Origin of the sequence: Enterobacter sp. R4-368 (assembly GCF_000410515.1) — a bacterium.
Lineage (GTDB): Bacteria > Pseudomonadota > Gammaproteobacteria > Enterobacterales > Enterobacteriaceae > Kosakonia.
In genome coordinates this window covers 2,407,664-2,431,898 of record NC_021500.1, presented here as the reverse complement: position 1 = coordinate 2,431,898, position 24,235 = coordinate 2,407,664, and the positions used below count along the sequence as shown (strand labels likewise).

The 24,235-nt window shown below is 54.5% G+C and carries 25 protein-coding genes; 15 read left to right on the top strand and 10 right to left on the bottom strand.

The features are described from left to right. The first annotated feature begins 60 nt into the window (after nt 1-60). The 8 genes from rbfA (at nt 61) to mtr (ending at nt 8,658) form a co-directional block, all read left to right on the top strand. Nucleotides 61-462 (top strand): 30S ribosome-binding factor RbfA, encoded by a 402-nt coding sequence (gene rbfA / locus H650_RS11395; protein WP_017457355.1) that lies wholly within the window; start codon nt 61-63, stop codon nt 460-462. Next, nucleotides 462-1,409: a tRNA pseudouridine(55) synthase TruB gene (truB, locus tag H650_RS11390; protein ID WP_020455414.1), complete on the top strand. Its 948-nt coding sequence runs from the start codon at nt 462-464 to the stop codon at nt 1,407-1,409. Before rbfA ends, truB begins: the two co-directional genes overlap by 1 nt. 146 nt (nt 1,410-1,555) lie before the next feature. After that, on the top strand, nt 1,556-1,825 hold the full coding sequence (rpsO, locus tag H650_RS11385) for a 30S ribosomal protein S15 (protein ID WP_017457357.1): 270 nt from the start codon (nt 1,556-1,558) through the stop codon (nt 1,823-1,825). A 244-nt stretch (nt 1,826-2,069) separates the two neighbouring features. Next, complete coding sequence (gene pnp / locus H650_RS11380; protein ID WP_020455413.1) at nt 2,070-4,205, top strand: polyribonucleotide nucleotidyltransferase; 2,136 nt, start codon at nt 2,070-2,072, stop codon at nt 4,203-4,205. Between the two features lie 108 nt (nt 4,206-4,313). Next, nucleotides 4,314-5,198: a lipoprotein NlpI gene (nlpI, locus tag H650_RS11375; RefSeq protein ID WP_020455412.1), complete on the top strand. Its 885-nt coding sequence runs from the start codon at nt 4,314-4,316 to the stop codon at nt 5,196-5,198. Between the two features lie 106 nt (nt 5,199-5,304). Beyond that, nucleotides 5,305-5,385, top strand: a complete 81-nt coding sequence (yrbN, locus tag H650_RS26120; RefSeq protein ID WP_097400725.1) for a protein YrbN — start codon at nt 5,305-5,307, stop codon at nt 5,383-5,385. Then, nucleotides 5,378-7,273: a DEAD/DEAH family ATP-dependent RNA helicase gene (locus tag H650_RS11370; protein WP_020455411.1), complete on the top strand. Its 1,896-nt coding sequence runs from the start codon at nt 5,378-5,380 to the stop codon at nt 7,271-7,273. Before yrbN ends, H650_RS11370 begins: the two co-directional genes overlap by 8 nt. 140 nt (nt 7,274-7,413) lie before the next feature. Then, nucleotides 7,414-8,658 (top strand): tryptophan permease, encoded by a 1,245-nt coding sequence (gene mtr, locus H650_RS11365; RefSeq protein WP_020455410.1) that lies wholly within the window; start codon nt 7,414-7,416, stop codon nt 8,656-8,658. A gap of 42 nt (nt 8,659-8,700) precedes the next feature. On the opposite strand, the gene H650_RS11360 is transcribed toward mtr, so the two are convergent. The 3 genes from H650_RS11360 to ubiU form a co-directional block, all read right to left on the bottom strand. Beyond that, a complete protein-coding gene (locus H650_RS11360) occupies nt 8,701-9,708 on the bottom strand; it encodes a luciferase-like monooxygenase (protein ID WP_020455409.1) in 1,008 nt (335 codons plus the stop codon). Nucleotides 9,709-9,850: 142 nt separating this feature from the next. Further along, complete coding sequence (locus H650_RS11355; RefSeq protein ID WP_020455408.1) at nt 9,851-10,729, bottom strand: U32 family peptidase; 879 nt, start codon at nt 10,727-10,729, stop codon at nt 9,851-9,853. Nucleotides 10,730-10,736: 7 nt separating this feature from the next. Continuing rightward, complete coding sequence (ubiU, locus tag H650_RS11350; protein WP_020455407.1) at nt 10,737-11,732, bottom strand: ubiquinone anaerobic biosynthesis protein UbiU; 996 nt, start codon at nt 11,730-11,732, stop codon at nt 10,737-10,739. A gap of 239 nt (nt 11,733-11,971) precedes the next feature. Between ubiU and ubiT the strand changes: the two genes are divergently transcribed. Then, entirely contained in the window at nt 11,972-12,496 is a 525-nt protein-coding gene (gene ubiT / locus H650_RS11345; protein WP_020455406.1) for a ubiquinone anaerobic biosynthesis accessory factor UbiT, read from the top strand. Continuing rightward, complete coding sequence (locus tag H650_RS11340) at nt 12,490-12,993, top strand: GNAT family N-acetyltransferase (RefSeq protein WP_020455405.1); 504 nt, start codon at nt 12,490-12,492, stop codon at nt 12,991-12,993. The genes ubiT and H650_RS11340 overlap by 7 nt, the downstream gene beginning before the upstream one ends. On the opposite strand, the gene H650_RS11335 is transcribed toward H650_RS11340, so the two are convergent. After that, the gene (locus H650_RS11335; protein WP_020455404.1) at nt 12,980-13,321 is read right to left on the bottom strand and encodes a GIY-YIG nuclease family protein; all 342 of its coding nucleotides are present in this window, start codon (nt 13,319-13,321) and stop codon (nt 12,980-12,982) included. The genes H650_RS11340 and H650_RS11335 overlap by 14 nt on opposite strands. A gap of 14 nt (nt 13,322-13,335) precedes the next feature. On the opposite strand from H650_RS11335, the gene H650_RS11330 reads away from it, so the two are divergent. Beyond that, nucleotides 13,336-13,773, top strand: a complete 438-nt coding sequence (locus tag H650_RS11330) for a YhbP family protein (RefSeq protein WP_020455403.1) — start codon at nt 13,336-13,338, stop codon at nt 13,771-13,773. Here the strand turns inward: H650_RS11330 and H650_RS11325 are convergent. After that, the gene (locus tag H650_RS11325) at nt 13,759-14,277 is read right to left on the bottom strand and encodes a type 1 glutamine amidotransferase (protein WP_020455402.1); all 519 of its coding nucleotides are present in this window, start codon (nt 14,275-14,277) and stop codon (nt 13,759-13,761) included. The two genes, H650_RS11330 and H650_RS11325, sit on opposite strands and share 15 nt — an antisense overlap. Before the next feature lie 120 nt (nt 14,278-14,397). On the opposite strand from H650_RS11325, the gene H650_RS11320 reads away from it, so the two are divergent. Continuing rightward, nucleotides 14,398-15,051: an NAD(P)H-binding protein gene (locus H650_RS11320; protein WP_020455401.1), complete on the top strand. Its 654-nt coding sequence runs from the start codon at nt 14,398-14,400 to the stop codon at nt 15,049-15,051. A 51-nt stretch (nt 15,052-15,102) separates the two neighbouring features. After that, nucleotides 15,103-16,140: a permease gene (locus H650_RS11315; protein ID WP_020455400.1), complete on the top strand. Its 1,038-nt coding sequence runs from the start codon at nt 15,103-15,105 to the stop codon at nt 16,138-16,140. Nucleotides 16,141-16,198: 58 nt separating this feature from the next. Here H650_RS11315 and dolP read toward each other — a convergent pair whose 3' ends face one another. Genes dolP through H650_RS11295 form a run of 4 tightly spaced genes read right to left on the bottom strand, consistent with a single transcriptional unit; the run spans nt 16,199 to nt 19,889 of the window. Next, nucleotides 16,199-16,774, bottom strand: a complete 576-nt coding sequence (dolP, locus tag H650_RS11310) for a division/outer membrane stress-associated lipid-binding lipoprotein (protein WP_017457372.1) — start codon at nt 16,772-16,774, stop codon at nt 16,199-16,201. Between the two features lie 9 nt (nt 16,775-16,783). Further along, on the bottom strand, nt 16,784-17,374 hold the full coding sequence (gene diaA / locus H650_RS11305; protein WP_040016590.1) for a DnaA initiator-associating protein DiaA: 591 nt from the start codon (nt 17,372-17,374) through the stop codon (nt 16,784-16,786). Between the two features lie 23 nt (nt 17,375-17,397). After that, on the bottom strand, nt 17,398-17,793 hold the full coding sequence (locus tag H650_RS11300) for a YraN family protein (protein WP_020455399.1): 396 nt from the start codon (nt 17,791-17,793) through the stop codon (nt 17,398-17,400). Further along, the gene (locus H650_RS11295) at nt 17,751-19,889 is read right to left on the bottom strand and encodes a penicillin-binding protein activator (RefSeq protein ID WP_020455398.1); all 2,139 of its coding nucleotides are present in this window, start codon (nt 19,887-19,889) and stop codon (nt 17,751-17,753) included. Before H650_RS11295 ends, H650_RS11300 begins: the two co-directional genes overlap by 43 nt. Nucleotides 19,890-19,951: 62 nt before the next feature. Here H650_RS11295 and rsmI point away from each other — a divergent pair, with 62 nt between their 5' ends. Beyond that, complete coding sequence (gene rsmI, locus H650_RS11290; protein ID WP_020455397.1) at nt 19,952-20,815, top strand: 16S rRNA (cytidine(1402)-2'-O)-methyltransferase; 864 nt, start codon at nt 19,952-19,954, stop codon at nt 20,813-20,815. Between the two features lie 73 nt (nt 20,816-20,888). Here rsmI and garD read toward each other — a convergent pair whose 3' ends face one another. Beyond that, nucleotides 20,889-22,460: a galactarate dehydratase gene (garD, locus tag H650_RS11285; RefSeq protein ID WP_020455396.1), complete on the bottom strand. Its 1,572-nt coding sequence runs from the start codon at nt 22,458-22,460 to the stop codon at nt 20,889-20,891. A 421-nt stretch (nt 22,461-22,881) separates the two neighbouring features. Here garD and H650_RS11280 point away from each other — a divergent pair, with 421 nt between their 5' ends. Next, nucleotides 22,882-24,216 (top strand): MFS transporter, encoded by a 1,335-nt coding sequence (locus tag H650_RS11280; RefSeq protein WP_020455395.1) that lies wholly within the window; start codon nt 22,882-22,884, stop codon nt 24,214-24,216. Nucleotides 24,217-24,235: the final 19 nt, after the last annotated feature.

The following is a 24,235-nucleotide window of genomic DNA, read 5'->3' as shown; positions in this document are numbered from 1 at the left end:
CGCCTCCCGGCAAGAAATATTAAAAGGGGCTACGGCCCCTTTTTAGTCTGGAGAATTATTATGGCGAAAGAATTTGGTCGCCCGCAGCGCGTGGCTCAGGAACTGCAAAAAGAGATTGCGATTATCCTGCAGCGCGAAATTAAAGATCCGCGTCTGGGTATGATGACCACCGTTTCTGGTGTCGAAGTTTCCCGCGATCTGGCTTATGCCAAAGTGTTTGTCACCTTCCTCAACGATAAAGACGAAGCATCCGTGAAAGCGGGTATCAAAGCGTTGCAGGATGCCTCTGGCTTTATTCGTTCCCTGTTGGGTAAAGCGATGCGTTTGCGTATCGTGCCGGAATTGACGTTCTTCTACGACAACTCGTTGGTGGAAGGGATGCGCATGTCCAATCTGGTGACCAGTGTGGTGAAACACGATGACGAACGTCGTGTGAACCCGGACGACAGCAAGGAGGACTGATGAGTCGTCCTCGTCGTCGCGGTCGCGACGTGCATGGCGTTCTGCTGCTGGATAAACAGCAGGGCGCTTCCAGCAACGATGTGCTGCAAAAAGTAAAGCGTCTTTATAACGCCAACCGTGCCGGACACACCGGAGCGCTTGACCCGCTGGCGACCGGTATGCTGCCGATTTGCCTGGGAGAAGCCACAAAGTTTTCCCAATATCTGCTGGATTCGGACAAACGTTATCGGGTGATTGCCCGCCTTGGACAGCGTACCGATACCTCCGATGCGGATGGGCAAATCGTTGAAGAGCGTCCGTTGACCTTCAGTGCCGAACAACTGGCTACTGCGCTGGAGAGTTTTCGCGGTGATACGCAGCAAGTCCCGTCGATGTACTCTGCCCTGAAATATCAGGGAAAGAAGCTTTACGAGTATGCGCGTCAGGGCATTGAGGTTCCGCGTGAAGCGCGCCCAATTACGGTTTACGAGCTGTTATTTATCCGCCACGAAGGCAATGAACTTGAGCTGGAAATTCACTGCTCGAAAGGGACTTACATCCGTACCATCATTGATGATTTGGGTGAGAAACTGGGCTGCGGCGCACATGTTATCTATCTGCGTCGCCTGGCGGTGAGTAAGTATCCTGTTGAACGTATGGTGACGCTCGACAAGCTGCGCGAGCTGGTGGATCAAGCCGAGCAGCAGGGTATCCCGGCAGCACAACTGCTGGATCCGTTACTGATGCCAATGGACAGCCCGGCGTCAGATTTCCCGGCGGTTAACATTCCGTCAGTGGTCGCGGCATACTTCAAAAACGGTCAGCCGGTTCGGGCATCCGCTGCGCCAAAAGCGGGGCTGGTGCGCGTCACAGAAGGCGATGACGCAAAATTCATTGGCATGGGCGAAATGGACGACGAAGGCCGTGTTGCGCCGCGTCGTCTGGTGGTCGAGTATCCTGCACAATGACGGGCTTACCTTGCGGGAAACCGTGACTACGAGTAGAATATTGCCGCTTAACGCCGGGCTATGTATTTAACATCACCCGGCGTTAATCCTGAGGCCGCTGAATTAGAGATCGGCGCCTTTTCATTTTTTTATCACTGGAGTTTAAAATGTCTCTAAGCGTTGAAGCTAAAGCAAAAATCGTTTCCGAGTTTGGTCGTGGTTCTAACGACAGCGGTTCTACCGAAGTTCAGGTTGCACTGCTGACTGCTCAGATCAACCACCTGCAGGGTCACTTTGCAGAGCACAAAAAAGATCACCACAGCCGTCGTGGTCTGCTGCGTATGGTTTCTCAGCGTCGTAAACTGCTCGACTATCTGAAACGTAAAGACGTTGCACGCTACACCGCGCTGATCGAGCGTCTGGGTCTGCGTCGCTAAGTCTGGCGAGTTTCAAGAAGGGGCCTACAAGGCCCCTTTTTTCAACCAGGCGGCAGCAATTGGCAGTAAACTAATGTATTGTTGCCAGGTATGATCTTCACTGCAGAGGTTCGCGCGGCTAATGAGAGGCTTTATCCGCAATGGGCGGGTTAGGGTTGTCATTAGTCGCGAGGATGCATGAAGATTCGGTTAAATTGTCAGCATGCCAAAGGTGTGCTGACTTTCATTAAGAAAGGACAGAACTTTGCTGAATCCGATCGTTCGTAAATTCCAGTATGGTCAACATACCGTCACGCTGGAAACCGGCATGATGGCGCGTCAGGCGACTGCTGCCGTTATGGTAAGCATGGATGACACCGCAGTATTCGTGACCGTTGTTGGCCAGAAAAAAGCAAAACCAGGTCAGGATTTCTTCCCGCTGACCGTTAACTATCAAGAGCGTACGTACGCTGCAGGTAAAATCCCTGGCGGTTTCTTCCGTCGTGAAGGCCGTCCGAGCGAAGGCGAAACGCTGATCGCGCGTCTGATTGACCGCCCGGTTCGCCCGCTGTTCCCGGAAGGGTTCGTGAACGAAGTGCAGGTTATCGCTACTGTAGTTTCCGTTAACCCGCAGGTTAACCCGGATATCGTAGCCATGATCGGTGCTTCCGCCGCGCTTTCACTGTCTGGTATTCCGTTCAATGGCCCGATTGGCGCTGCGCGTGTTGGTTATATCAACGACCAGTACGTTCTGAACCCAACTCAGGAAGAGCTGAAAGCAAGTAAGCTGGACCTGGTCGTAGCCGGTACTGAAGCCGCGGTTCTGATGGTTGAATCTGAAGCGGAACTGCTGAGCGAAGATCAGATGCTGGGCGCTGTGGTGTTTGGCCACGACCAGCAGCAGATTGTTATCCAGAACATCAACGAGCTGGTAAAAGAAGCAGGCAAACCGCGTTGGGACTGGCAGCCGGAAGCGGTGAACGAAGCGCTGAACGCGCGCGTTGCTGCACTGGCAGAATCACGTTTGAGCGATGCGTATCGCATCACTGACAAACAAGAGCGTTATGCTCAGGTTGACGTGATCAAATCCGAAACCATCGCAACGCTGGTGGCAGAAGATGAAACCCTGGATGCCAATGAGCTGGGTGAAATCCTGCACGCTATCGAGAAAAACGTTGTTCGTAGCCGCGTACTGGCAGGCGAACCGCGTATCGATGGCCGCGAAAAAGATATGATCCGTGGTCTGGACGTTCGTACCGGTGTTCTGCCTCGCACCCATGGTTCCGCACTGTTTACCCGCGGCGAAACTCAGGCGCTGGTTACTGCAACTCTGGGTACCGCACGTGACGCGCAGATCATCGACGAGCTGATGGGCGAGCGCACTGACTCTTTCCTGTTCCATTACAACTTCCCTCCGTACTCCGTAGGGGAAACCGGGATGGTTGGTTCGCCTAAACGTCGTGAAATTGGTCACGGCCGTCTGGCTAAACGCGGCGTGCTGGCAGTAATGCCGGATGCTGATAAATTCCCGTACACCGTACGTGTAGTTTCTGAAATCACCGAATCGAACGGCTCTTCTTCTATGGCTTCCGTTTGTGGCGCATCCTTGGCGCTGATGGACGCAGGCGTACCGGTGAAAGCCGCCGTTGCGGGTATCGCAATGGGCCTGGTGAAAGAAGGCGACAACTTTGTTGTTCTGTCCGACATCCTGGGCGACGAAGATCACCTGGGCGATATGGACTTCAAAGTAGCGGGTTCCCGCGACGGTATCTCTGCGCTGCAGATGGATATCAAAATTGAAGGTATCACCAAAGAGATCATGCAGGTTGCGTTGAACCAGGCGAAAGGTGCTCGTCTGCATATTCTGGGTGTAATGGAGCAGGCGATTAACGCGCCGCGTGGTGATATCTCTGAATTTGCGCCGCGTATCCATACCATCAAAATTAATCCAGATAAGATCAAAGACGTTATCGGTAAAGGCGGCTCCGTCATTCGTGCGCTGACCGAAGAAACCGGCACCACCATCGAAATCGAAGATGATGGTACCGTGAAAATCGCAGCTACTGACGGCGACAAAGCGAAACATGCTATTCGCCGTATTGAAGAGATCACGGCTGAGATCGAAGTGGGCCGTGTCTATAGCGGTAAAGTGACCCGCATCGTTGACTTTGGCGCGTTTGTTGCCATCGGCGGCGGTAAAGAAGGTCTGGTTCATATTTCTCAGATCGCGGACAAACGTGTTGAGAAAGTGACCGATTATCTGCAGATGGGCCAGGAAGTGCCGGTTAAAGTTCTGGAAGTTGACCGTCAGGGCCGTATTCGTCTGAGCATTAAAGAAGCGACTGAGCAGACTCAGCCTGTAGAAGCGTCGGAAGCGCCGCAAGCAGAGCAGGGCGAGTAAGGTTGTTTTTGCCCTCCGCGATAGCGGAGGGCTTATTAGCAGGCAGGACGCCATGTTTGCAGCCGGGGGACAGGACGTTCATCCAATTGTTGTCTTCGGGAGTGGGAAATGAAGCCTTTTTTGCGCTGGTGTTTCGTTGCGACAGCTTTAACGCTGGCAGGATGCAGCAACTCTGCCTGGCGTAAAAGTGAAGTCCTCGCGGTGCCATTGCAACCGACTTTGCAGCAAGAAGTGATTCTGGCACGCATGGAACAAATTCTTGCCAGTCGGGCTTTAACCGATGACGAACGCGCACAGCTTTTATATGAGCGCGGAGTGTTGTATGATAGCCTCGGTTTGAGAGCCTTAGCGCGAAATGATTTCTCGCAAGCGCTGGCAATCCGACCCGATATGCCGGAAGTATTCAATTACTTAGGCATTTATTTAACGCAGGCAGGCAATTTTGATGCTGCCTATGAAGCGTTTGATTCTGTACTTGAGCTTGATCCAACTTACAACTACGCGCACTTGAATCGCGGGATCGCACTGCATTACGGCGGTCGCGACAAGTTAGCGCAAGATGATCTGCTGGCGTTTTATCAAGACGATCCTAATGATCCTTTCCGGAGTCTGTGGCTTTACATCGTTGAGCGGAAGCTTAATGAGAAGCAGGCTAAAGAAGCACTGAAACAGCGCTTCGAAAAATCGGACAAGGAACAGTGGGGATGGAACATTGTCGAGTTCTACCTCGGCGACATTAGCGAAGCAACGCTAATGGATCGCCTGAAGGCAGACGCAACGGATAACACCTCGCTCGCTGAGCATCTCAGTGAAACCAACTTCTATTTAGGTAAGTACTACCTAAGTCTGGGGGATAAGGACAGCGCCACGGCACTGTTCAAACTAGCGGTTGCCAACAACGTCCATAATTTTGTTGAGCATCGTTACGCATTGTTGGAATTAGCGCTCTTGGGCCAGGAGCATGACGACCTGGCAGAATCGGACCAGCAATAGCTGACGAACATATCAGCCCGTAATCTTTTTTGATTGCCATCACCTTCGCGGGTGAGGGCTTCATTGTTCGTTAATTAACCTACTTTGAGCCGGTTCACACTTTTCAATGAAAATTGCTAATTTTTTTCACGATGAGTTATGTAGACTGGCCGCCAATGACATAGAGGCACTTGTACTACATGGCTGAATTCGAAACCACTTTTGCAGATCTGGGCCTGAAGGCTCCCATCCTTGAAGCCCTTAACGATCTCGGTTACGAAAAACCATCTCCGATCCAGGCTGAGTGCATCCCGCACCTGCTGAACGGTCGTGACGTGCTGGGCATGGCCCAGACTGGTAGCGGTAAAACTGCAGCGTTTTCTCTGCCGCTGCTGAACAACATCGATCCGGACCTGCGTGCGCCGCAGATCCTTGTGCTCGCTCCGACCCGCGAACTGGCGGTTCAGGTTGCTGAAGCAATGACCGATTTCTCTAAACATATGCGCGGTGTAAGCGTGGTAGCCCTGTACGGCGGCCAGCGTTATGACGTGCAATTACGCGCTCTTCGCCAGGGGCCACAGATCGTCGTCGGTACGCCGGGTCGTCTGTTGGATCACCTGAAACGCGGCACGCTGGATCTCTCTAAACTGAGCGGTCTGGTGCTGGATGAAGCCGACGAAATGCTGCGCATGGGCTTTATCGAAGACGTAGAAACCATCATGGCGCAGATCCCGGAAGGTCATCAGACCGCTCTGTTCTCTGCCACCATGCCGGAAGCAATCCGTCGCATTACTCGCCGCTTTATGAAAGAGCCGCAGGAAGTGCGCATTCAATCCAGCGTGACGACTCGTCCGGACATCAGCCAGAGCTACTGGACTGCATACGGCATGCGTAAAAACGAAGCGCTGGTTCGCTTCCTGGAAGCGGAAGATTTTGATGCGGCGATCATCTTCGTTCGTACCAAAAACGCAACGCTGGAAGTGGCTGAAGCGCTGGAACGCAGTGGCTATAACAGCGCCGCACTGAACGGTGACATGAACCAGGCACTGCGTGAGCAGACGCTGGAGCGTCTGAAAGACGGTCGTCTGGATATCCTGATCGCAACTGACGTTGCAGCACGTGGTCTGGACGTTGAGCGCATCAGCCTGGTTGTTAACTACGACATCCCGATGGATTCTGAATCCTACGTTCACCGTATCGGTCGTACCGGTCGTGCGGGTCGTGCGGGCCGTGCGCTGCTGTTCGTTGAGAACCGCGAGCGTCGTCTGCTGCGTAACATCGAACGTACGATGAAACTGACCATTCCGGAAGTGGAACTGCCGAACGCAGAGCTGCTGGGCAAACGCCGTCTGGAAAAATTCGCCGCTAAAGTTCAGCAGCAGCTGGAAAGCAGCGATCTGGATCAGTACCGCGCGCTGCTGGCAAAAATTCAACCTTCTGCTGAAGAAGAGATGGATATTGAAACGCTGGCCGCTGCACTGCTGAAAATGGCTCAGGGCGAACGTCCGCTGATCCTCCCGCCGGATGCACCGATGCGTCCTAAGCGTGAGTTCCGCGATCGTGATGACCGTTTCGAACGCCGTGGCGATCGTAACGATCGTGGTCCGCGTGGCGAACGTGGTGGCGAAGATCGTCCGCGTCGTGAACGTCGTGATGTTGGCGAAATGGAACTGTATCGTATCGAAGTGGGCCGCGATGATGGTGTTGAAGTACGCCATATCGTTGGTGCTATCGCGAACGAAGGTGATATCAGCAGCCGTTACATTGGTAACATCAAACTGTTTGGTACTCACTCTACCATTGAGCTGCCGAAAGGCATGCCGGGCGAAGTTCTGCAGCACTTCACTCGCACGCGTATTCTGAACAAGCCGATGAATATGCAGCTGCTGGGCGATGCACAGCCGCGTGAGCGTAGCGAACGTCGTGGTGGCGGTGAGCGCCGCGGTGGTTTCGGTGGTGAACGCCGTGAAGGTGGTCGTGGTGAAGGCCGTCGTTTCAGCGGTGAGCGTCAGGAAGGTCGTAGTTTCGGTGGCGAACGTCGTGCACCGCGCCGCGATCGCGACGATAACGCTCCGCGTCGCCGTAACGACGCATAATCTGCGTTACAGTCTGTAAAGAAATAGATACAGCCCCGATCGAAAAGATTGGGGCTTTTTTTATCCGTAATGTACTCCTGTACTGGTACAATGCAGCGGCCTGAACTACTGGCATTGCTTACCACAGGAGAATCATTCAGATGTCGACACTGACAACCACACAAGCTTCCCCTTCGCTGTTCGGCGGGGTAGTGATTATTGGCGGCACGATCATTGGCGCAGGCATGTTTTCACTGCCGGTGGTGATGTCCGGCGCGTGGTTTTTCTGGTCATTGCTGGCGCTCGTTTTTACCTGGTTTTGCATGTTGCACTCCGGGCTGATGATCCTTGAAGCCAACCTGAATTACCGGAGCGGCGCGAGCTTCGATACCATCACCAAAGATTTGCTGGGAAAAGGCTGGAACCTGGTTAACGGTATCTCGATTGCTTTCGTGCTCTATATCCTGACTTACGCCTACATTTCAGCAAGCGGCTCTATCTTGCACCACACCTTTGCGGAAATGTCGCTGGATGTTCCGCCGCGTCTGGCCGGGCTTGCCTTTGCGCTGCTGGTAGCATTTATCGTCTGGCTCTCGACACACGCTGTCAGCCGAATGACGGCGATTGTACTGGGTGCGAAGGTCATCACCTTCTTCCTCACTTTTGGCAGCCTGTTGGGGCATGTCGAGCCAGCAACCTTATTTAACGTTGCTCAGAGCGATGCTTCGTACACGCCTTATCTGTTGATGACGCTGCCCTTCTGTCTGGCCTCGTTTGGCTACCACGGCAATGTGCCGAGCCTGATGAAATACTACGGCAAAGATCCGCGTACCATTATTCGTTGCCTGGTCTACGGCACGCTGCTGGCGCTGGGGTTATATGTGATTTGGTTGCTGGTTACCATGGGCAACATCCCGCGTCCGGCGTTTATTGAGATCGCGGCCAAAGGCGGGAATATCGATGTGCTGGTGCAGGCGCTGAGCGGCGTGCTGAATAGCCGCAGTCTGGATCTGTTGCTGGTTGTCTTCTCAAACTTTGCCGTCGCCAGTTCCTTCCTCGGCGTGACGTTGGGGCTGTTTGACTACCTGGCGGACTTGTTCAAGTTTGATGATTCCCCGCTGGGACGTTTTAAAACCGCACTGCTGACCTTTTTGCCGCCGATTGTGGGTGGCTTACTGTGGCCGAACGGCTTTTTGTATGCAATTGGTTATGCGGGTCTGGCAGCAACGATATGGGCGGCGATTGTTCCGGCATTGCTGGCAAATGCGTCGCGTAAGCGCTTTGGCAGTCCGGCATTTCGCGTGTGGGGTGGCAAGCCGATGATCGTATTGATCCTGCTGTTTGGCATCGGCAACGCGGTCGTGCATCTGCTTTCCAGCTTTAATTTGCTACCTGTTTACCAGTAATTATTTCTCTCCTCTCCCTTATGGGAGAGGAGAATCTCTGCGCTAGCCGAGCAGTTCTTCTTTCACCTGCATCGCCAGCTCAAACGAGTAGAGCCGCGCCTGGTGGTCAAAAATCTGCCCGTTGACCATAATTTCGTCGGCGTCCGTTTCCCGCAGAATCGCTTCCAGCCCGTGGCGCACTTTCGCTTTATCACCCACCAGCGACATACTCAACGCCTGCTGTACGCCGTATTGTTCCGACGGTGACCAGAACTGATCCATATTGGGGATCGGTGGTGGCAACTGCGCGCTTTCACCACGGCGCAATTTCACAAAGGCCTGCTGCATAGAGGTAAACAGGAATTCCGCATCGCGATTGCTGTCGGCTGCGACAATATTGATGCATACCATCGCGTACGGTTTTTCCAGCCGCGCCGAAGGCGTAAAGTTGGTGCGATAAAGATGTAACGCCTGGAACAACATATCCGGCGCGAAGTGCGAAGCAAAGGCAAACGGTAAGCCCAGTTGTGCAGCCAGTTGCGCACTATACAGGCTTGAGCCCAGCAGCCAGACGGGGATTTTTTCACCGTAGCCCGGCACCGGTCGTACGTGCGGGTTTGGATCGCGGGCATCAAACCAGTCCACCAGTTCAGCGACATCTCGCGGGAAATTGTCGATATCACCGCTCATATGGCGGCGCAGCGCCATCATGGTGCGCTGGTCGCTGCCTGGCGCGCGGCCAAGCCCGAGATCGATACGCCCGGGGTAGAGCGTATTCAATGTGCCGAACTGCTCGGCAATCACCAGCGGTGAATGGTTTGGCAGCATCACGCCGCCGGAACCCAAATGCAGAGTTTGCGTATTCGCCGCCAGATAGCCAATCAATACGGAAGTCGCCGCGCTGGCGATACCGGTCATATTGTGGTGTTCTGCCAGCCAGTAGCGATGATAACCGCGCTGTTCGGCCAGTTTCGCCAGATCCAGCGAATGAGTGAACGCCTCGCGGGCGCTGGAGTTTTGCGGGATCGGCGCAAGATCAAGCACCGAAAAAGGGATCGTTTTATCAGACATACACACTCACTTTGCTACAGCATTGTCATCAGATTGAAGGTCTTCTTCCAGCCTGGCGCAATGTGCCGCGCCCGGCCAGAAAAGCTGCAACTTTCATACTGCATTAACTTGTGACAATTCTTGTTAACAAAGTGAGCTTTTATTACTGCTGTAAAGCCAGACCCGGCAGCCTGCGCCAGTAGCCGTTGCAATCGCTATTAGATGCCAGTGGCAGCGGCGCATTACCCGTTTCATTAGCCTTAAACGCGTCAAGCATGGCAAACGTCTCGTTACCCATCGGCGACAGGCGCACCATATCCACAAGGCCATTCATTGAGACCAGCTCATTGCCAAGATTGTAAACATAGCCGCTCATCGTCTGGATACCGTTGAGCACAAAGACTTGCTGATTCTCTTGCGAAAGGATGCTGCGTCCGTTCGGGTATTTAATGCAGCAAGTTTCGCACTCATCTTTGGGTCTGTCTTCGGAGCGGGCGGTAAAGCAGCGCGCGGAGTAAGCCAGTGGCAGATGACCGTAGCTCAGCACTTCCACTTCAAATTGCTGACGAATACCGAGGGAATCACACTGATCGAGTAAGTTTTTCAGCCAGTCGCGTGAAAGCTCAACCGGCATGCACCAGCGCACCATGCCTTGCTTGAGCAGTAAACGCAGCGCCACCGCGTTGTAGCAGTTGAGCGCATGCCCGGCGACAAACGGCAGCTTGCGCTCGGCGCACATATTCACCACGCCCAGGTCGCTGGCTTCGAGTAAAAACTCGCCGTTATCAACGTAACGTTTTAGTTCGTTTAATTCGGAAGAGGCCTGTACCAGCGCCAGCGTGGAAAGCACAACCTGCTTGCCGCTGCCCGCCAGTTGTTTGGCCATATCCAGCCAGTCGCCCACTTTGGTGGCGCGGCGCTTGCTGCAGACGGCTTCGCCAAGGTAAATCACATCGGCGTGGCTGGTGGCGGCCTGGCGGTAAAAATCTTCCAGCGTCTCTTTTGGCCAGTAGTAAAGCACCGGCCCTAATGAATATTTCATGGTTTTCCTACTGCCATTTGCGGTGATACGCGCCGAGGGTGGTTTGGGTGCCTTCCGACATCGACCCCAGCGTTTCCATCCAGGCCGATTGCGGCACAAAATCTTGCGGCGAGGCCATACAACGGTCGATTGCCTGACGCCATACTTTTGCCACCTGACTTACATAGGCCGGGCTACGCTGGCGCCCCTCGATTTTTACCGAGGCAATATTGGCGGCCAGCAGCTCTGGCAGCAGCTCCAGCGTGTTGAGGCTGGTGGGCTCTTCCAGCGCGTGATAGCGCTCGCCATCCACCAGATAGCGGCCTTTGCATAAGGTCGGATAACCGGCGTTTTCGCCATCCTGATAGCGATCAATCAGCACTTCGTTAAGACGGGACTCCAGCCCCTGCGGTGTTTGCTGCCAGCGCACAAAACGCGCCGGAGAACAGGCGCCCACGGTATTGGGCGATTCGCCTGTCAGGTAAGAAGAGAGATAGCAGCGACCTTCCGCCATAATGCACAGGCTGCCAAAAGCGAACACTTCCAGCGGCACCGGCGTGACGCGCGCCAGTTGCTTGACCTGGTGAATCGATAACACGCGCGGCAGCACCACGCGCGCCACGTCAAAGTGGCGATGGTAAAAACGAATCGCCTCTTCGTTGGTCGCGGAAGCCTGGACGGAGACGTGGCGCTCAATATGCGGATAGCGCTCGGCTGCATATTCCAGCATCGCTAAATCCGCCAGGATCAGCGCGTCAGCGCCAATCTGCGCCGCCATATCAACGGCGCGCTCCCAGCGTTGATAGCCATCAGGATGCGCAAATGTGTTAATGGCGATATGCAGCTTGCGGCGGTGTTGATGAACAAAGCTGACCGCTTCCTGCAGCTTCTTCTCGGTAAAATTAAGACCGGCGAAATGGCGGGCGTTGGTATCATCTTTCAGGCCGATATACACAGCATCGGCGCCGTTTTCGATGGCCGCCTTCAGCGCCGGAAGGTTTCCGGCAGGGCAGAGCAACTCCATAGTGTATCCTGCAATCAGGGGCGCTATGGCCCGGATGTACCCCGTGGGGTCGCTAAGTTGTTAATGAACTGGGATTTTAGTTAACCTGTCAGCGACAATTTTTGATTTGAGGCAGTTAAATGCGTATTGATGGCGCCAATAATCCCCGGCTGTTTATTCGTAATTGTTGATTTGTGCCGCTATGCCATTTGGCGATTGTGGCAAAATAGCAGTCATTATCATTTCAGGGAGTAAAGCTCGTGTTGGATAAATTGCGCTCACGTCTTGTTCACGTTGGCCCGTCGTTACTGAGCGTGCCGGTTAAGCTGACGCCTTTTGCCATCAAACGTCAGGTGCTGGAGCAGGTGCTGCGTTGGCAATTCCAACAGGCGCTGGCGGACGGAGAACTTGAGTTTCTGGAAGGCCGCTGGTTAAGTATCCAGGTTCGGGATATTGGCCTGACGTGGTATACCTCTGTTGCAGATGGGCAGATGATTGTGCGTGAATCTGCCGATGCGGATGTCAGCTTCAGCGCGGACGCCAGCGATTTGCTGATGATTGCTGCGCGTAAGCAGGATCCCGATACGCTGTTTTTCCAGCGCCGTCTGGTGATTGAAGGCGATACGGAACTTGGGCTGTACGTGAAAAACCTGATGGACGCCATTGAGCTGGAGCAGATGCCAAAACCCCTGCGGGTGATGCTGCTGCAGCTGGCGGAATTTGTTGAGGCTGGCCTGCAAGCGCCGCCTGCAACGACACAACCTTCTGTAGGTGAGCCATGCTGATTAGAGTTGAAATTCCCATTGATGCTCCCGGTATCGACGCGCTGCTGCGCCGTAGTTTTGACGGCGAAGCGGAAGCGACGCTGGTGCACGATCTGCGCGAAGACGGGCTGATCACGCTGGGATTTGTTGCGACCGATGACGAAGGTCAGGTCATTGGCTACGTGGCGTTTAGCCCGGTTTCGGTCGCCGGTGAAGAGCTGCAATGGGTCGGGCTTGCGCCGCTGGCCGTTGATGAGCAGTACCGCGGGCAGGGTATTGCGCGTCAGTTAGTGTATGAAGGGCTGGATTCACTCAACGAGTTTGGTTATGCGGCGGTGGTCACTTTAGGTGATCCCGTGTTTTATAGCCGTCTCGGGTTTGAGAAGGCGGCGCAGTATGATTTGCGCTGCCGCTGGCCAGCAAGCCATGACGCGTTTTTAGTTCATCGTCTGGCGGATGACGCGTTCAATGGCGTCAGTGGTCTGGTCGAATACTGCGATCATTTCAATCGTTTTTAACGGACACAGATAACAGGCTTTCCCGCAGCGCCTCGAACGAGCCATCCCCGGCGACGAGGCGCTCTTTCTGGCGCTTGGTTAACTGCTTAATGCGGTACTCCAGCCGCAGTGCCAGCGACCTTTCCCCCACCTCGGCTGAAAAAGCCAGTGCCAGCGCGCCTTTTCCCCGTAACGCTTTTGCGCCTTTCCCGGATTGATGCTGGGTAAAACGCCGTGCGACATCGGTGGTAATACCGGTGTAGAGCATGTTGTCAGCGGTGCGAATAAGGTAAAGAAACCAGGGCGTCATGACGATGTTCAGTATGTTAATGTGAAAGAAAAATAACATGGGGAAGGGAAAAAATGGAGACTCTAGCAGCCATTAATCGCTGGCTGGCGAAGCAGCATGTTGTCACATGGTGTGTGGCGAATCGGGGAGAGTTATGGTGTGCGAACGCGTTCTATTTTTATGATCCGCAAGCGGTCGCGTTTTATATCCTGAGCGAGGATCAAACCCGCCATTCACAGATGACGGGTTTGAAAGCGCAGGTAGCAGGCACGGTAAACGGCCAGCCAAAAACCGTGGCGCTGATTCGCGGCGTGCAGTTCACCGGCGAGATCCGCCGCCTCGACAGCGAAGAGAGTGCGACGTTGCGTGCGAAGTACAATCGTCGCTTTCCGGTCGCCCGCGTTTTATCTGCCCCGATGTGGGAAATTCGTCTTCACGAACTGAAGTTCACCGATAACACGCTGGGTTTTGGTAAAAAACTGCACTGGATCCGCGACTCAGGCACCCAATAAGCGCAGCGCTTCGCGATTAAATGCGGGCAAATCATCGGGAGTACGGCTGGTAACCAGCTGATCTTTATCGACCACCACTTCCTGGTCGTAGAACTCACCCCCGGCGTTTTTCACATCCACCACAATCGGTTTCACCGCCGTGAGCTTACGCCCGCGTATCGCATCGGCGCTGATCAGCAACTGCGGACCGTGGCAAATGGCGAAGACCGGCTTGCCAGTGCTGATGAAATCGCGCGTGAAGGTGACAAAACGATCGTCGCCGCGCAGATAGTCAGGCGAGTGTCCCCCCGGCAGCAGCAGCGCGTCAAAGTCTGCCGGGCGCACTTCATCAATGGCTTTATCAATTACCACTTCCGCTTCGCCCTTTTTGCCGTGAATGGTTTTCCCGGCCTGTTTCTCAATCGTAATAACCTCATGACCGGCCTTGCGAAATTCATGTGCCGGAGAGGTGAATTCTGAATCTTCAAACTCGTCGGTGATCAAGACAGCAATTTTCTTGCTCATACTTCCTCCGTTGTTTTGGCTTCAGAAAGGGAGTTATGCATACTGATAACTCACCAGCACACTAAGCCTGGTTCAGCAGGCTGACATTGCAACACAGATTCATCTGCAAAGGGGGAAACGATGCAACGTGTATTAATCACCGGTGCCACCGGTCTGGTTGGCGGGCATCTGTTGCGGTTGCTGAACAGCGACCCGCGCATTGACGCGATCACGGCGCCGACTCGCCGACCGTTGCAGGGCATCTCTGGTGTTGCGAACCCGCACGATCCTCAGCTCAGTGACGCGCTGGCACAGGCCACGGAACCGGTCGATACGGTTTTTTGTTGCCTCGGTACAACCCGGCGTGAGGCGGGTAGCAAAGAGGCATTTGTGCTTGCTGATTACACGCTGGTGGTGGACACGGCAATCACCGGCCTGCGCCTTGGCGCCACGCAAATGCTGGTGGTCAGTTCAATGGGAGCAAACGCGCGCTCTCCGTTTTTCTACAATCACGTAAAAGGTGAGATGGAAAACGCGTTGATGGCGCAACAGTGGCCGTCGCTGACCATCGTCCGCCCGTCAATGCTACTGGGGGATCGGGAGAAAAAACGGGTCAATGAATCGTTGCTGGCACCGCTTTTCCGCCTGTTGCCGGGCAACTGGAAGTCGATTTCCGCCCACGACGTTGCCCGCGCAATGCTGGCGCTGGCATTTTTGCCTGCGAGCCAGCCTGTCCGGGTAGTGAAATCCGCGCAGCTACGGGCGATCGCAGCGGATAGCACATTGGCAAAATAGTTATCACGGCGTACTATTCTCGGGCTTATAAATATATCCCCGGGGAATGTTATGACTGGTCAGTCTTCACCTCAGGCGGCAACACCTGTTCAATGGTGGAAACCCGCTCTGTTCTTTCTTGTTGTTATCATTGGTCTTTGGTACGTGAAATGGCAGCCTTATTACGGCAAAGCGTTCACCGCCGCCGAGACACACAGCATCGGTAAATCCATTCTTTCCCAGGCCGACTCCAGCCCGTTTCAGGCGGCGCTTGATTATGCCATGGTCTATTTTCTCGCCGTCTGGAAAGCAGCCGTACTCGGCGTGCTGCTCGGTTCGTTGATTCAGGTGCTTATCCCGCGCGACTGGTTGCTGCGCACGCTGGGGCAAAAACGCTTTAGCGGCACCCTGTTTGGTACGTTATTTTCTCTGCCTGGCATGATGTGCTCCTGCTGTGCGGCGCCGGTGGCGGCGGGCATGCGGCGTCAGCGCGTTTCGATGGGCGGTGCGCTGGCGTTCTGGATGGGCAACCCGCTGCTGAACCCGGCAACGCTGGTGTTTATGGGGTTTGTGCTTGGCTGGCATTTCGCCGCAATCCGCCTGGTTGCCGGTCTGGTCACCGTGCTCGGCGTGGCAACGCTGGTACAGATGCTGGTGAAAGATAGCCCGCAACAGGCAGAGCCGGTGGAGATCACCTTGCCGGAGCCGCAGGGCAGCTTTATGGCGCGCTGGGGCAAGGCGTTATGGCAACTGTTCTGGAGCACCATTCCGGTCTATATCCTCGCGGTGCTGGTTCTCGGTGCGGCGCGCGTCTGGCTGTTCCCGCATGCGGATGGCGCGGTGGATAACACATTGCTGTGGGTGATTGCGATGGCGATTGTAGGTTGCCTGTTTGTTATCCCCACGGCGGCAGAAATTCCCATTGTGCAAACCATGATGCTGGCGGGGATGGGCATGGCGCCTGCCCTGGCGCTGCTGATTACGCTGCCGGCGGTTAGCCTGCCATCGCTCGTTATGCTGCGTAAATCTTTCCCGGCGAAAGCCCTGTGGCTGACCGGCGGCCTGGTGGCGCTGTGCGGGATGATAACCGGAACTATTGCGCTGCTGTAAGCCTACTACTGCGCGAAAAAAAGCCCGGTTTTGACCGGGCTTTTTCATGACTGCGGGTTTATTTAAGCAGGGTAAAGGCGGTGGTCACGTGTTTCACCCCGCTTACGCGGCTGGCGATATCTGCGGCGGCCCGGCCTTCACGCTCGGTGACCAGCCCCATCAGGAACACTTCGCCGTTTTCCGTCGTCACTTTCACGTTTGACGATTTCACCTGGTCGCTGCTCAGCAACTGCGAGCGCACTTTGGTGGTGATCCAGGTATCGGAAGAGGCCGTACCCAGACCAATCGGCTGACCCTGGCGGATCTCGTTAAAGACTTCGGTTGTCCCTTCCACACCAACGGCAATCTGTTTTGCCCGCGAAGAGAGATCGGTATTCGGCGCCTGGCCTGTCAGCAGCACTTTCCCCTGGTAGGCGGTGACGTTAACACGCGCTTCTTTCTTAATTTGTTCGTCTTTCGACAGCGCGCTATTCACGCGTAGTTCCAGCGTGCTGTCATCCACCTGGGTGCCAACGGTTCGCGGATCCGTCGCGGCTTTTGTGCCCACGGCTGCGGAACCTACCACCACTGCGCCAACACAACCCTGTAACAGCAGCGCGGAAATAAGGACTGCGAGGGGCGTAAATGCCTTCATGTGTACTCCTTAATCATCCTGGTGAGGAAAAAGCGTGTTATCAATCAGATCGCATAAGCAATTTACCGTTAGCATGTGCATTTCCTGGATGCGCGCGCTGCGGTGGGAAGGAATACGAATTTCGACATCCTGCGGCCCCAGCAGACCCGCCAGCTCGCCACCGTCGTAGCCAGTTAACGCAATGATCGACATATCGCGCGTCACCGCCGCTTCGACGGCTTTAACGATATCGCGACTGTTACCACGCGTTGAGATGGCTAATAAAATATCGCCGGTATGGCCGAGCGCCCGAACCTGCTTGGCATAAATTTCATCATGCAGACGGTCATTTGCTATCGCGGTTAAGACCACATTATCGGTATTAAGTGCAATGGCAGGTAAACTAGGACGTTCTGTTTCAAAACGGTTGATCATGCTGGCAGCAAAATGCTGTGCGTTGGCGGCAGATGTCCCGTTGCCACAACAGAGGATTTTGTTGCCATTCAGCAGGGAGTGAACCATCGTCATGGCTGCTCGGGAAATGGCATCAGGTAGCGCTTCCGCCGCCGCAATTTGGGTTTGAATGCTTTCCGTAAAGCAGACTTTAATTCGTTCGAGCACGGTAATCCCTATCATTGAGCCAATCATGAGTGGTCGTTAAAGGCGTTGGCTATCCACTCAACATCATTTTCGGTGAAGGCTACCACATCAAACCGGCAATCCACAGTGTCAAAACTCCCATTGTGCCGGGCCAGCCATAAACGCGCGGTATGCAGCAGTTTGGCTTGCTTGGCGCGGGTGACGCTGCTTGCTGCACCGCCAAAACGCGCCGATTTTCGGTAGCGCACTTCAATAAACACGGTGGTCTTGCCGTGTCGCATTATCAGATCGATTTCGCCGCCGCGCTCGCGCACATTGGCGGCGATAAAATGCAGTCCTTTGCTTTCCAGCAGGCGACGCGCTTTCGCTTCCCACACGTCGCCGGTCTGCTTACGGCTTAATTCGCCGGGACGATTTGCCCCTGTTGGTATTTGAGCCATGACAACTTCCTGTTGATCACGCAGTCCTGTGTAGCCGTTAAATCGCCGGTATTGCCGTTTAGCTCAAAACCCGGCACCTGACGCATTTGCGAGAAGTTATTCGCCAGCGACCAGGCATCCGCGCCCATCGCGTACAGACGCGCCAGCGAGTAGTCGTTATTCACGCTTTTCAGCGCTTGCTGCATCAGCGACGGATTTGCGCCAGCAAGCATCGGGATTTCGTTGAATTGCAGGCCTTCCATTTCAAGGCGGAAATCCGGGCCTGCGCCGCCCTGCGCGCTGCGTGAGCTGGCGTACAGCATCACACCGCTCTGGCTGCCGGTACGCAGAGTAATCATCGGTTTAATCAGTGCGATTTCATCCTGCGTGGCGACGATATACACCGCGTCAACGCTGCCGCTACCGCTAATTTGCGCATCCGTCGGCGGCGCCGGAATATTCAGACCGCCAACCGTCACGCCTGGCTGCTGTGGCAGGCTGGAAGCAACCGGGCTACCGGTCAGGGCAATGCCAGAACGACCGTTCAGCCCCATGCGCAGTTCAGCGGTGGAGCCAAATTTTTGCGCTAACACAACGCCGCCGCCCAGTTTTTTCCACTCATCGGCAAACGCGGTGCTGACGCGTTCACCCAATGCGCTGCGTGGCACCAGCAGCAGCGGCGCATGACGACCCTGCTCAAAGATATGGCGTGCGGCATCGTGGGCTTCATCCTCTGGCGAGAGGGCGAAGTAGCAAATGTTGGCGCGGTTTTCGACATGCTCCGGCTGGTTGAGCGCCAGCACGTTCAGCGACGTGTTGCTGCGCATCAGCTCTTCAACATTGTTTTTGAGCAGCGGGCCGACCACGATGCTGGCGCCATCCTGCTGAACCTGGTTGAGGATCTGATCCATCGGTTGCGCACTGGTATCGTAAACTTTCAGCTCAGCGCCAGGATTCGCCGGTGTGCCTGCCACGGCAGGTGCAGCGACCGGCTGAGTCGCATTAGCGTCGGTCGGCTGAGCGGGCGTTGTGGCTGCCGGATCTTGCTGAGCAGTGGCGGCGGAATTCGTTGCTGCTGCGTCACTTTGTGCTGCGCTATCCGGTGCTTGCGCTTGTTGAGCATTCGGTGCAGCTGCATTTTGCTGCGCCGGGACGTTGGTCAGGTCATTCACATTCGCGTCTGCCGGGCTGACAACGGCTGCGGTCGCGGCCTGGGCAACTTGCTGCGGAACAGCCGGGCCGGAAATCGGGGCAATGCCGTTTTTCGCCGCTTCAAAACCTTGCTGGATAGCGCGGCTAAACACTGCCGCCTGGCCATTTAACGGCAACAGCAGCGCGATTTTGTTGGTTGCTGCTGGTTTAAAGTTTTGCAAGTTCGACAACTGGTCAGGCAACATTTTCGCCGCCGGGTTTTGCGGGTAGCGCGTTTGCCAGTCGGTAATGCCAGCTTTCAGCATATTAGGGTCGTTGCGGTTGTCGAACCACATGCGTTGCAGGTCGAGCCAGCCTTGCAGCGTCACTTCATCGGCGTTGATCACCAGCGCTCTGGCCTGATCTTGCGTCATAGAGGCCAGCGCTTGCCAGGTGGCGTCGATGTTTTTCTGCTTCTCTTCCGGTTTACTCAACAGCGGCTGCTGGGCAATGAGCGCGCGCAGCAGCGTCAGAGAAGGCTTGCCTTGCGAGGCGGAAATGCCAATTTGCCAGTAACGCGCTTGCTGGTTCTGCTCAAGATCGGCGGGATCGAGTTCGTTGAGTTGCGCTTTCGCACCGGCAAAATCCTTCTGCGCCAGTTTCATTTCGGCAGCGAGCAACGTGCGTTCTTTGCGCTGATTATCGCTCAGATCCTGCGGCAACTGGGCAAACAGTTCGCCGGCCTGCTGGGTTTTTCCCTCTTTCAGCAGTGCACGAATGGCGAGTAATTGCCAGTTGGTCTTGCTATCATCTGTGCTTTGCTGCATCTGCTGCAGGTAATAGCCAGAATCGGCCTGCGCTTCGCCCTGCATATGCGAGGCGCTCTGGTCTGTCGATTGCGTGCCGCAGCCTGCAAACAGCAGGGCGGCGAGCACCACAGGCAGGCAGCGCGTGGCTTTCGAACGTAGAAATCTTGACGGTAGCATACTGTATCCAGTGATAATTTTTACGCAATGCTCAATATTAAATCGGCAATACGGATGAAACAATGAAACAACACGAATCGGCGGAGAATTCTCAAGGTCAGCTCTATATTGTACCTACTCCTATCGGGAATTTGGCTGATATTACGCAGCGCGCGCTTAACGTGTTACAAACCGTTGATTTAATTGCCGCTGAAGATACCCGCCACACCGGTTTACTGCTCCAGCACTTCGCCATTAATGCCCGTTTGTTTGCGCTGCACGACCATAATGAGCAGCAAAAAGCCGAAACGCTGGTGGCGAAATTAAAAGAGGGGCAGAACATTGCGCTGGTCTCCGACGCCGGAACGCCGCTGATTAACGATCCGGGCTACCATCTGGTGCGTACCTGCCGCGAGGCCGGTATCCGCGTGGTGCCGTTGCCGGGGCCGTGTGCGGCTATCGCCGCGTTAAGCGCCGCCGGGCTGCCATCGGATCGTTTCTGTTACGAAGGTTTTCTGCCCGCCAAATCGAAAGGGCGTCGCGATACGCTCAAAGGGCTGGAAACCGAAAGCCGTACGCTCATTTTTTATGAATCCACTCACCGTCTGCTGGAAAGCCTGGAAGATATGGTCGCCGTATGGGGGGAATCCCGCTATGTGGTACTGGCGCGCGAGCTGACCAAAACCTGGGAAACCATTCAGGGGGCGCCGGTGGGCGAGCTGCTGGCATGGGTTAAAGAGGATGAGAACCGCCGCAAAGGCGAGATGGTACTGATCGTCGAAGGGCACAAGGCGCAGGAAGATGAGTTACCCGCCGATGCGTTACGCACGCTGGTGTTACTGCAAACCGAGCTGCCGCTGAAAAAAGCGGCCGCGCTGGCGGCGGAAATCCACGGCGTGAAGAAAAACGCGTTGTATAAATACGCGCTGGAACACCAGAACGCCTGAGCACCAAACTGAACGAAAAAAAAGCATGGCCTGCGCCATGCTTAAAAAGTGAGGTTTACTTTTCTTATAAAAATCAGGTCACCGGAGCCGGGTTAAATACCGCCAGTTGGTTGTGCAGGCCCCATTGATCCGAAAAGGTTTTCTTACGGCCGCTGGCGACATCCAGGATGAAGTGGAACAGTTTCCAGCCCACATCTTCAATCGTCTCTTCGCCCGTGGCGATCGTCCCGGCGTTGATATCCATTAAGTCATACCAGCGGTTCGCCAGCTCGGTACGCGTTGCCATCTTAATCACCGGCACCGCAACCAGGCCGTAAGGCGTGCCGCGACCGGTGGTAAAGACCTGTACGGTAATCCCGGAAGAGACCTGCTGCGTACCGCAGACGAAGTCGCTCGCGGGCGTTGCTGCGTAAATCAGGCCGCGTTTGGTCGGGCGTTGGCCGGGAGAGAGCACTTCAGAAATGGCGCTCTTACCGGATTTCGCAATTGACCCCAGCGCTTTCTCGACCACGTTCGCCAGGCCGCCTTTTTTGTTCCCCGGAGAGGGGTTGGCACTGCGGTCGGTTTTGCCCATATCGAGATAGTTATCGTACCAGGCCATCTCTTCCAGCAGACGTTTGCCCACTTCTTCGTTAATGGCGCGCGGGGTCAGTAAGTGTATCGCGTCGCGCACTTCGGTCACTTCTGAGAACATTACCGTGCCGCCGCAGCGAATAATCAGGTCAGATGCAAAGCCAACCGCCGGGTTAGCGGTAACGCCGGAGAACGCATCGCTGCCGCCGCACTGCATGCCGACAACCAGTTCGGAGGCCGGGCAGGTTTCACGTTTGCGCTGATTCAGCTTCACCAGGTGGCGTTCAGCCACCTGCAGAATGTCGTCCACCATCGAGCGGAAACCCACGTGATGCTCATCCTGCAAACGCACAATGCTGGCGCTGTCGACCGGAATGGCCTGCACATCTTCAGTGCCCTGCAGCAGACGTTCCGGCTGTAATTTTTCGCAACCGAGACCAATCACCATCACTTCACCGCCAAAGTTCGGGTTCAGCGCGAGGTTATGGATAGTACGAATGGGGATCACCGCAGCCGGTGCGTTAATCGCCACGCCGCAGCCATAGAGATGGTTCAGACCGACGACGCCGTCCACATTCGGGTACTTCGGCAGCAGATCGCGTTCGATAATCTTCACGACATAATCGACAACGCCCGCCACGCAATGCACGCTGGTGGTGATGCCCAGCAGATTTTTAGTGCCGACGCTGCCGTCCGCATTGCGGTAGCCTTCAAAGGTGTAACCTTCCAGCGGCGGCAGCGGCTCAGGGACTTTGGTCGCCAGCGGCAGCGTATTCAGCGGCGGCGCTTTTGGTAGTTCAACGGTGGATTCATCAATCCAGCTACCGCGTGCAATGTCGCGTACAGCGTAACCAATCACTTCGCCGTAACGCACAATCTCACCGTGATGGGGAATATCCACCAGCGCCACTTTATGGCCTTGCGGAATATGCTCGATCAGCTCGAGTCCATCCGGAAAACGGGTTCCCGCTTTTAAGCCATTGTCATTAACGATGATCGCGACATTATCCGTGTCGTGTACCTTAATATAAAACGCCCCTGGCGGTTGCTGTCTAATTTCAATGTCGGACATTGTTAAGTAATCTCCAGCTAGCTGTACGATGCATTACTCAATAAAAAGAGGAACCATTCTTTATTCTGTAATTAATATCAGAAATAAAAATCTCATTTGCTGAAATAAGGATGTCAGGAGTTTAAATAATAAAATGTGATCTGCATCACTTATTATTGTGATCTCCCGTCTGGTGCGGCTGTCTATTGCAAGAACTGTGCATTAGCGCCCAGGCGTATGTGCATATGCTCAAATTATTCTTTTTGTACAAGGTTAAAATTGAGCAACCCTCCAGTGTGTGACATGATGACGCTGATTATACTGAGCGCTAATAAAATCGACGTGCCAATTATCTGATATAAGTTCGGGTGCTTAAATTAAATCAGATAAGAAACATCACAATAATTATATTTTAAATTTGGCGGTGCCCAAGGAAATTAAAATGACTGTTGAACATGCCGTTGAAACAAAACGGGGCTTACCAACCCGTTATTTAATTTTGCTGATTATATTTATTGTTACTGCTGTTAACTATGCAGACCGCGCTACGCTGTCCATTGCCGGGACAGAGGTTGCGAAAGAGCTGCAACTTGATTCTGTCTCAATGGGCTACATCTTTTCAGCATTCGGTTGGGCTTACCTGCTGATGCAAATCCCTGGCGGTTGGTTGCTTGACCGCTTCGGTTCGAAAAAGGTTTATACCTGGAGTCTGTTTTTCTGGTCGCTCTTCACTTTCTTGCAGGGTTTTGTTGATGTTTTCCCGATCGCCTGGGCCGGGATTTCGATGTTTTTCATGCGTTTTATGCTCGGCTTCTCAGAAGCGCCATCATTTCCGGCGAACGCCCGCATCGTTGCGGCCTGGTTCCCGGCAAAAGAGCGCGGTACAGCTTCTGCGATTTTTAACTCTGCGCAGTATTTCTCTCTGGCGCTATTCTCACCGCTGCTGGGCTGGCTGACTTTCGCCTGGGGCTGGGAGCATGTGTTTACCGTGATGGGCGCGATCGGTTTTGTGCTGACCTTCGCCTGGGTGAAATTTGTCCACAACCCAACTGACCACCCTCGTATGTCCCGCGAAGAGCTGGAGTACATCGCGCAGAATGGCGCGGTCGTGGATATGGACCACAAAAAAACGGACGACAGTAAAAACGCCGGTCCTAAAATGGATTACATCAAGCAACTGCTGTGCAACCGTATGATGCTTGGCGTGTTTTTTGGTCAGTACTTCCTCAACACCATTACCTGGTTCTTCCTGACCTGGTTCCCGATTTATCTGGTGCAGGAAAAAGGCATGTCGATCCTCAAAGTCGGGTTTGTTGCCTCCATTCCTGCGCTGTGCGGTTTTGCCGGTGGCGTGCTCGGCGGATTTTTCTCTGATTACCTGATTAAGCGCGGTTCCTCGCTGACCGTGGCACGTAAATTCCCTATCGTGGTCGGGATGTTACTGGCTTCAAGCATCATTCTGTGTAACTACACCGATAACACCGCACTGGTTATTGCCCTGATGGCGCTGGCGTTTTTTGGCAAAGGTTTTGGCGCGTTGGGCTGGCCAGTGATTTCCGATGTCGCGCCGAAAGAGATTGTGGGTTTGTGCGGTGGCGTCTTCAACGTGTTCGGTAATGTGGCCTCTATCGTGACGCCACTGGTTATCGGATACATGGTTAAAGAGTTGCATTCTTTCAACGGTGCGTTGGTGTTCGTAGGCTGTTCAGCGCTGATGATGATGGTCTGCTACCTGTTCGTGGTTGGCGACATCAAACGTATGGAACTGAAGAAATAAGCAACAACTCATTAAGGTA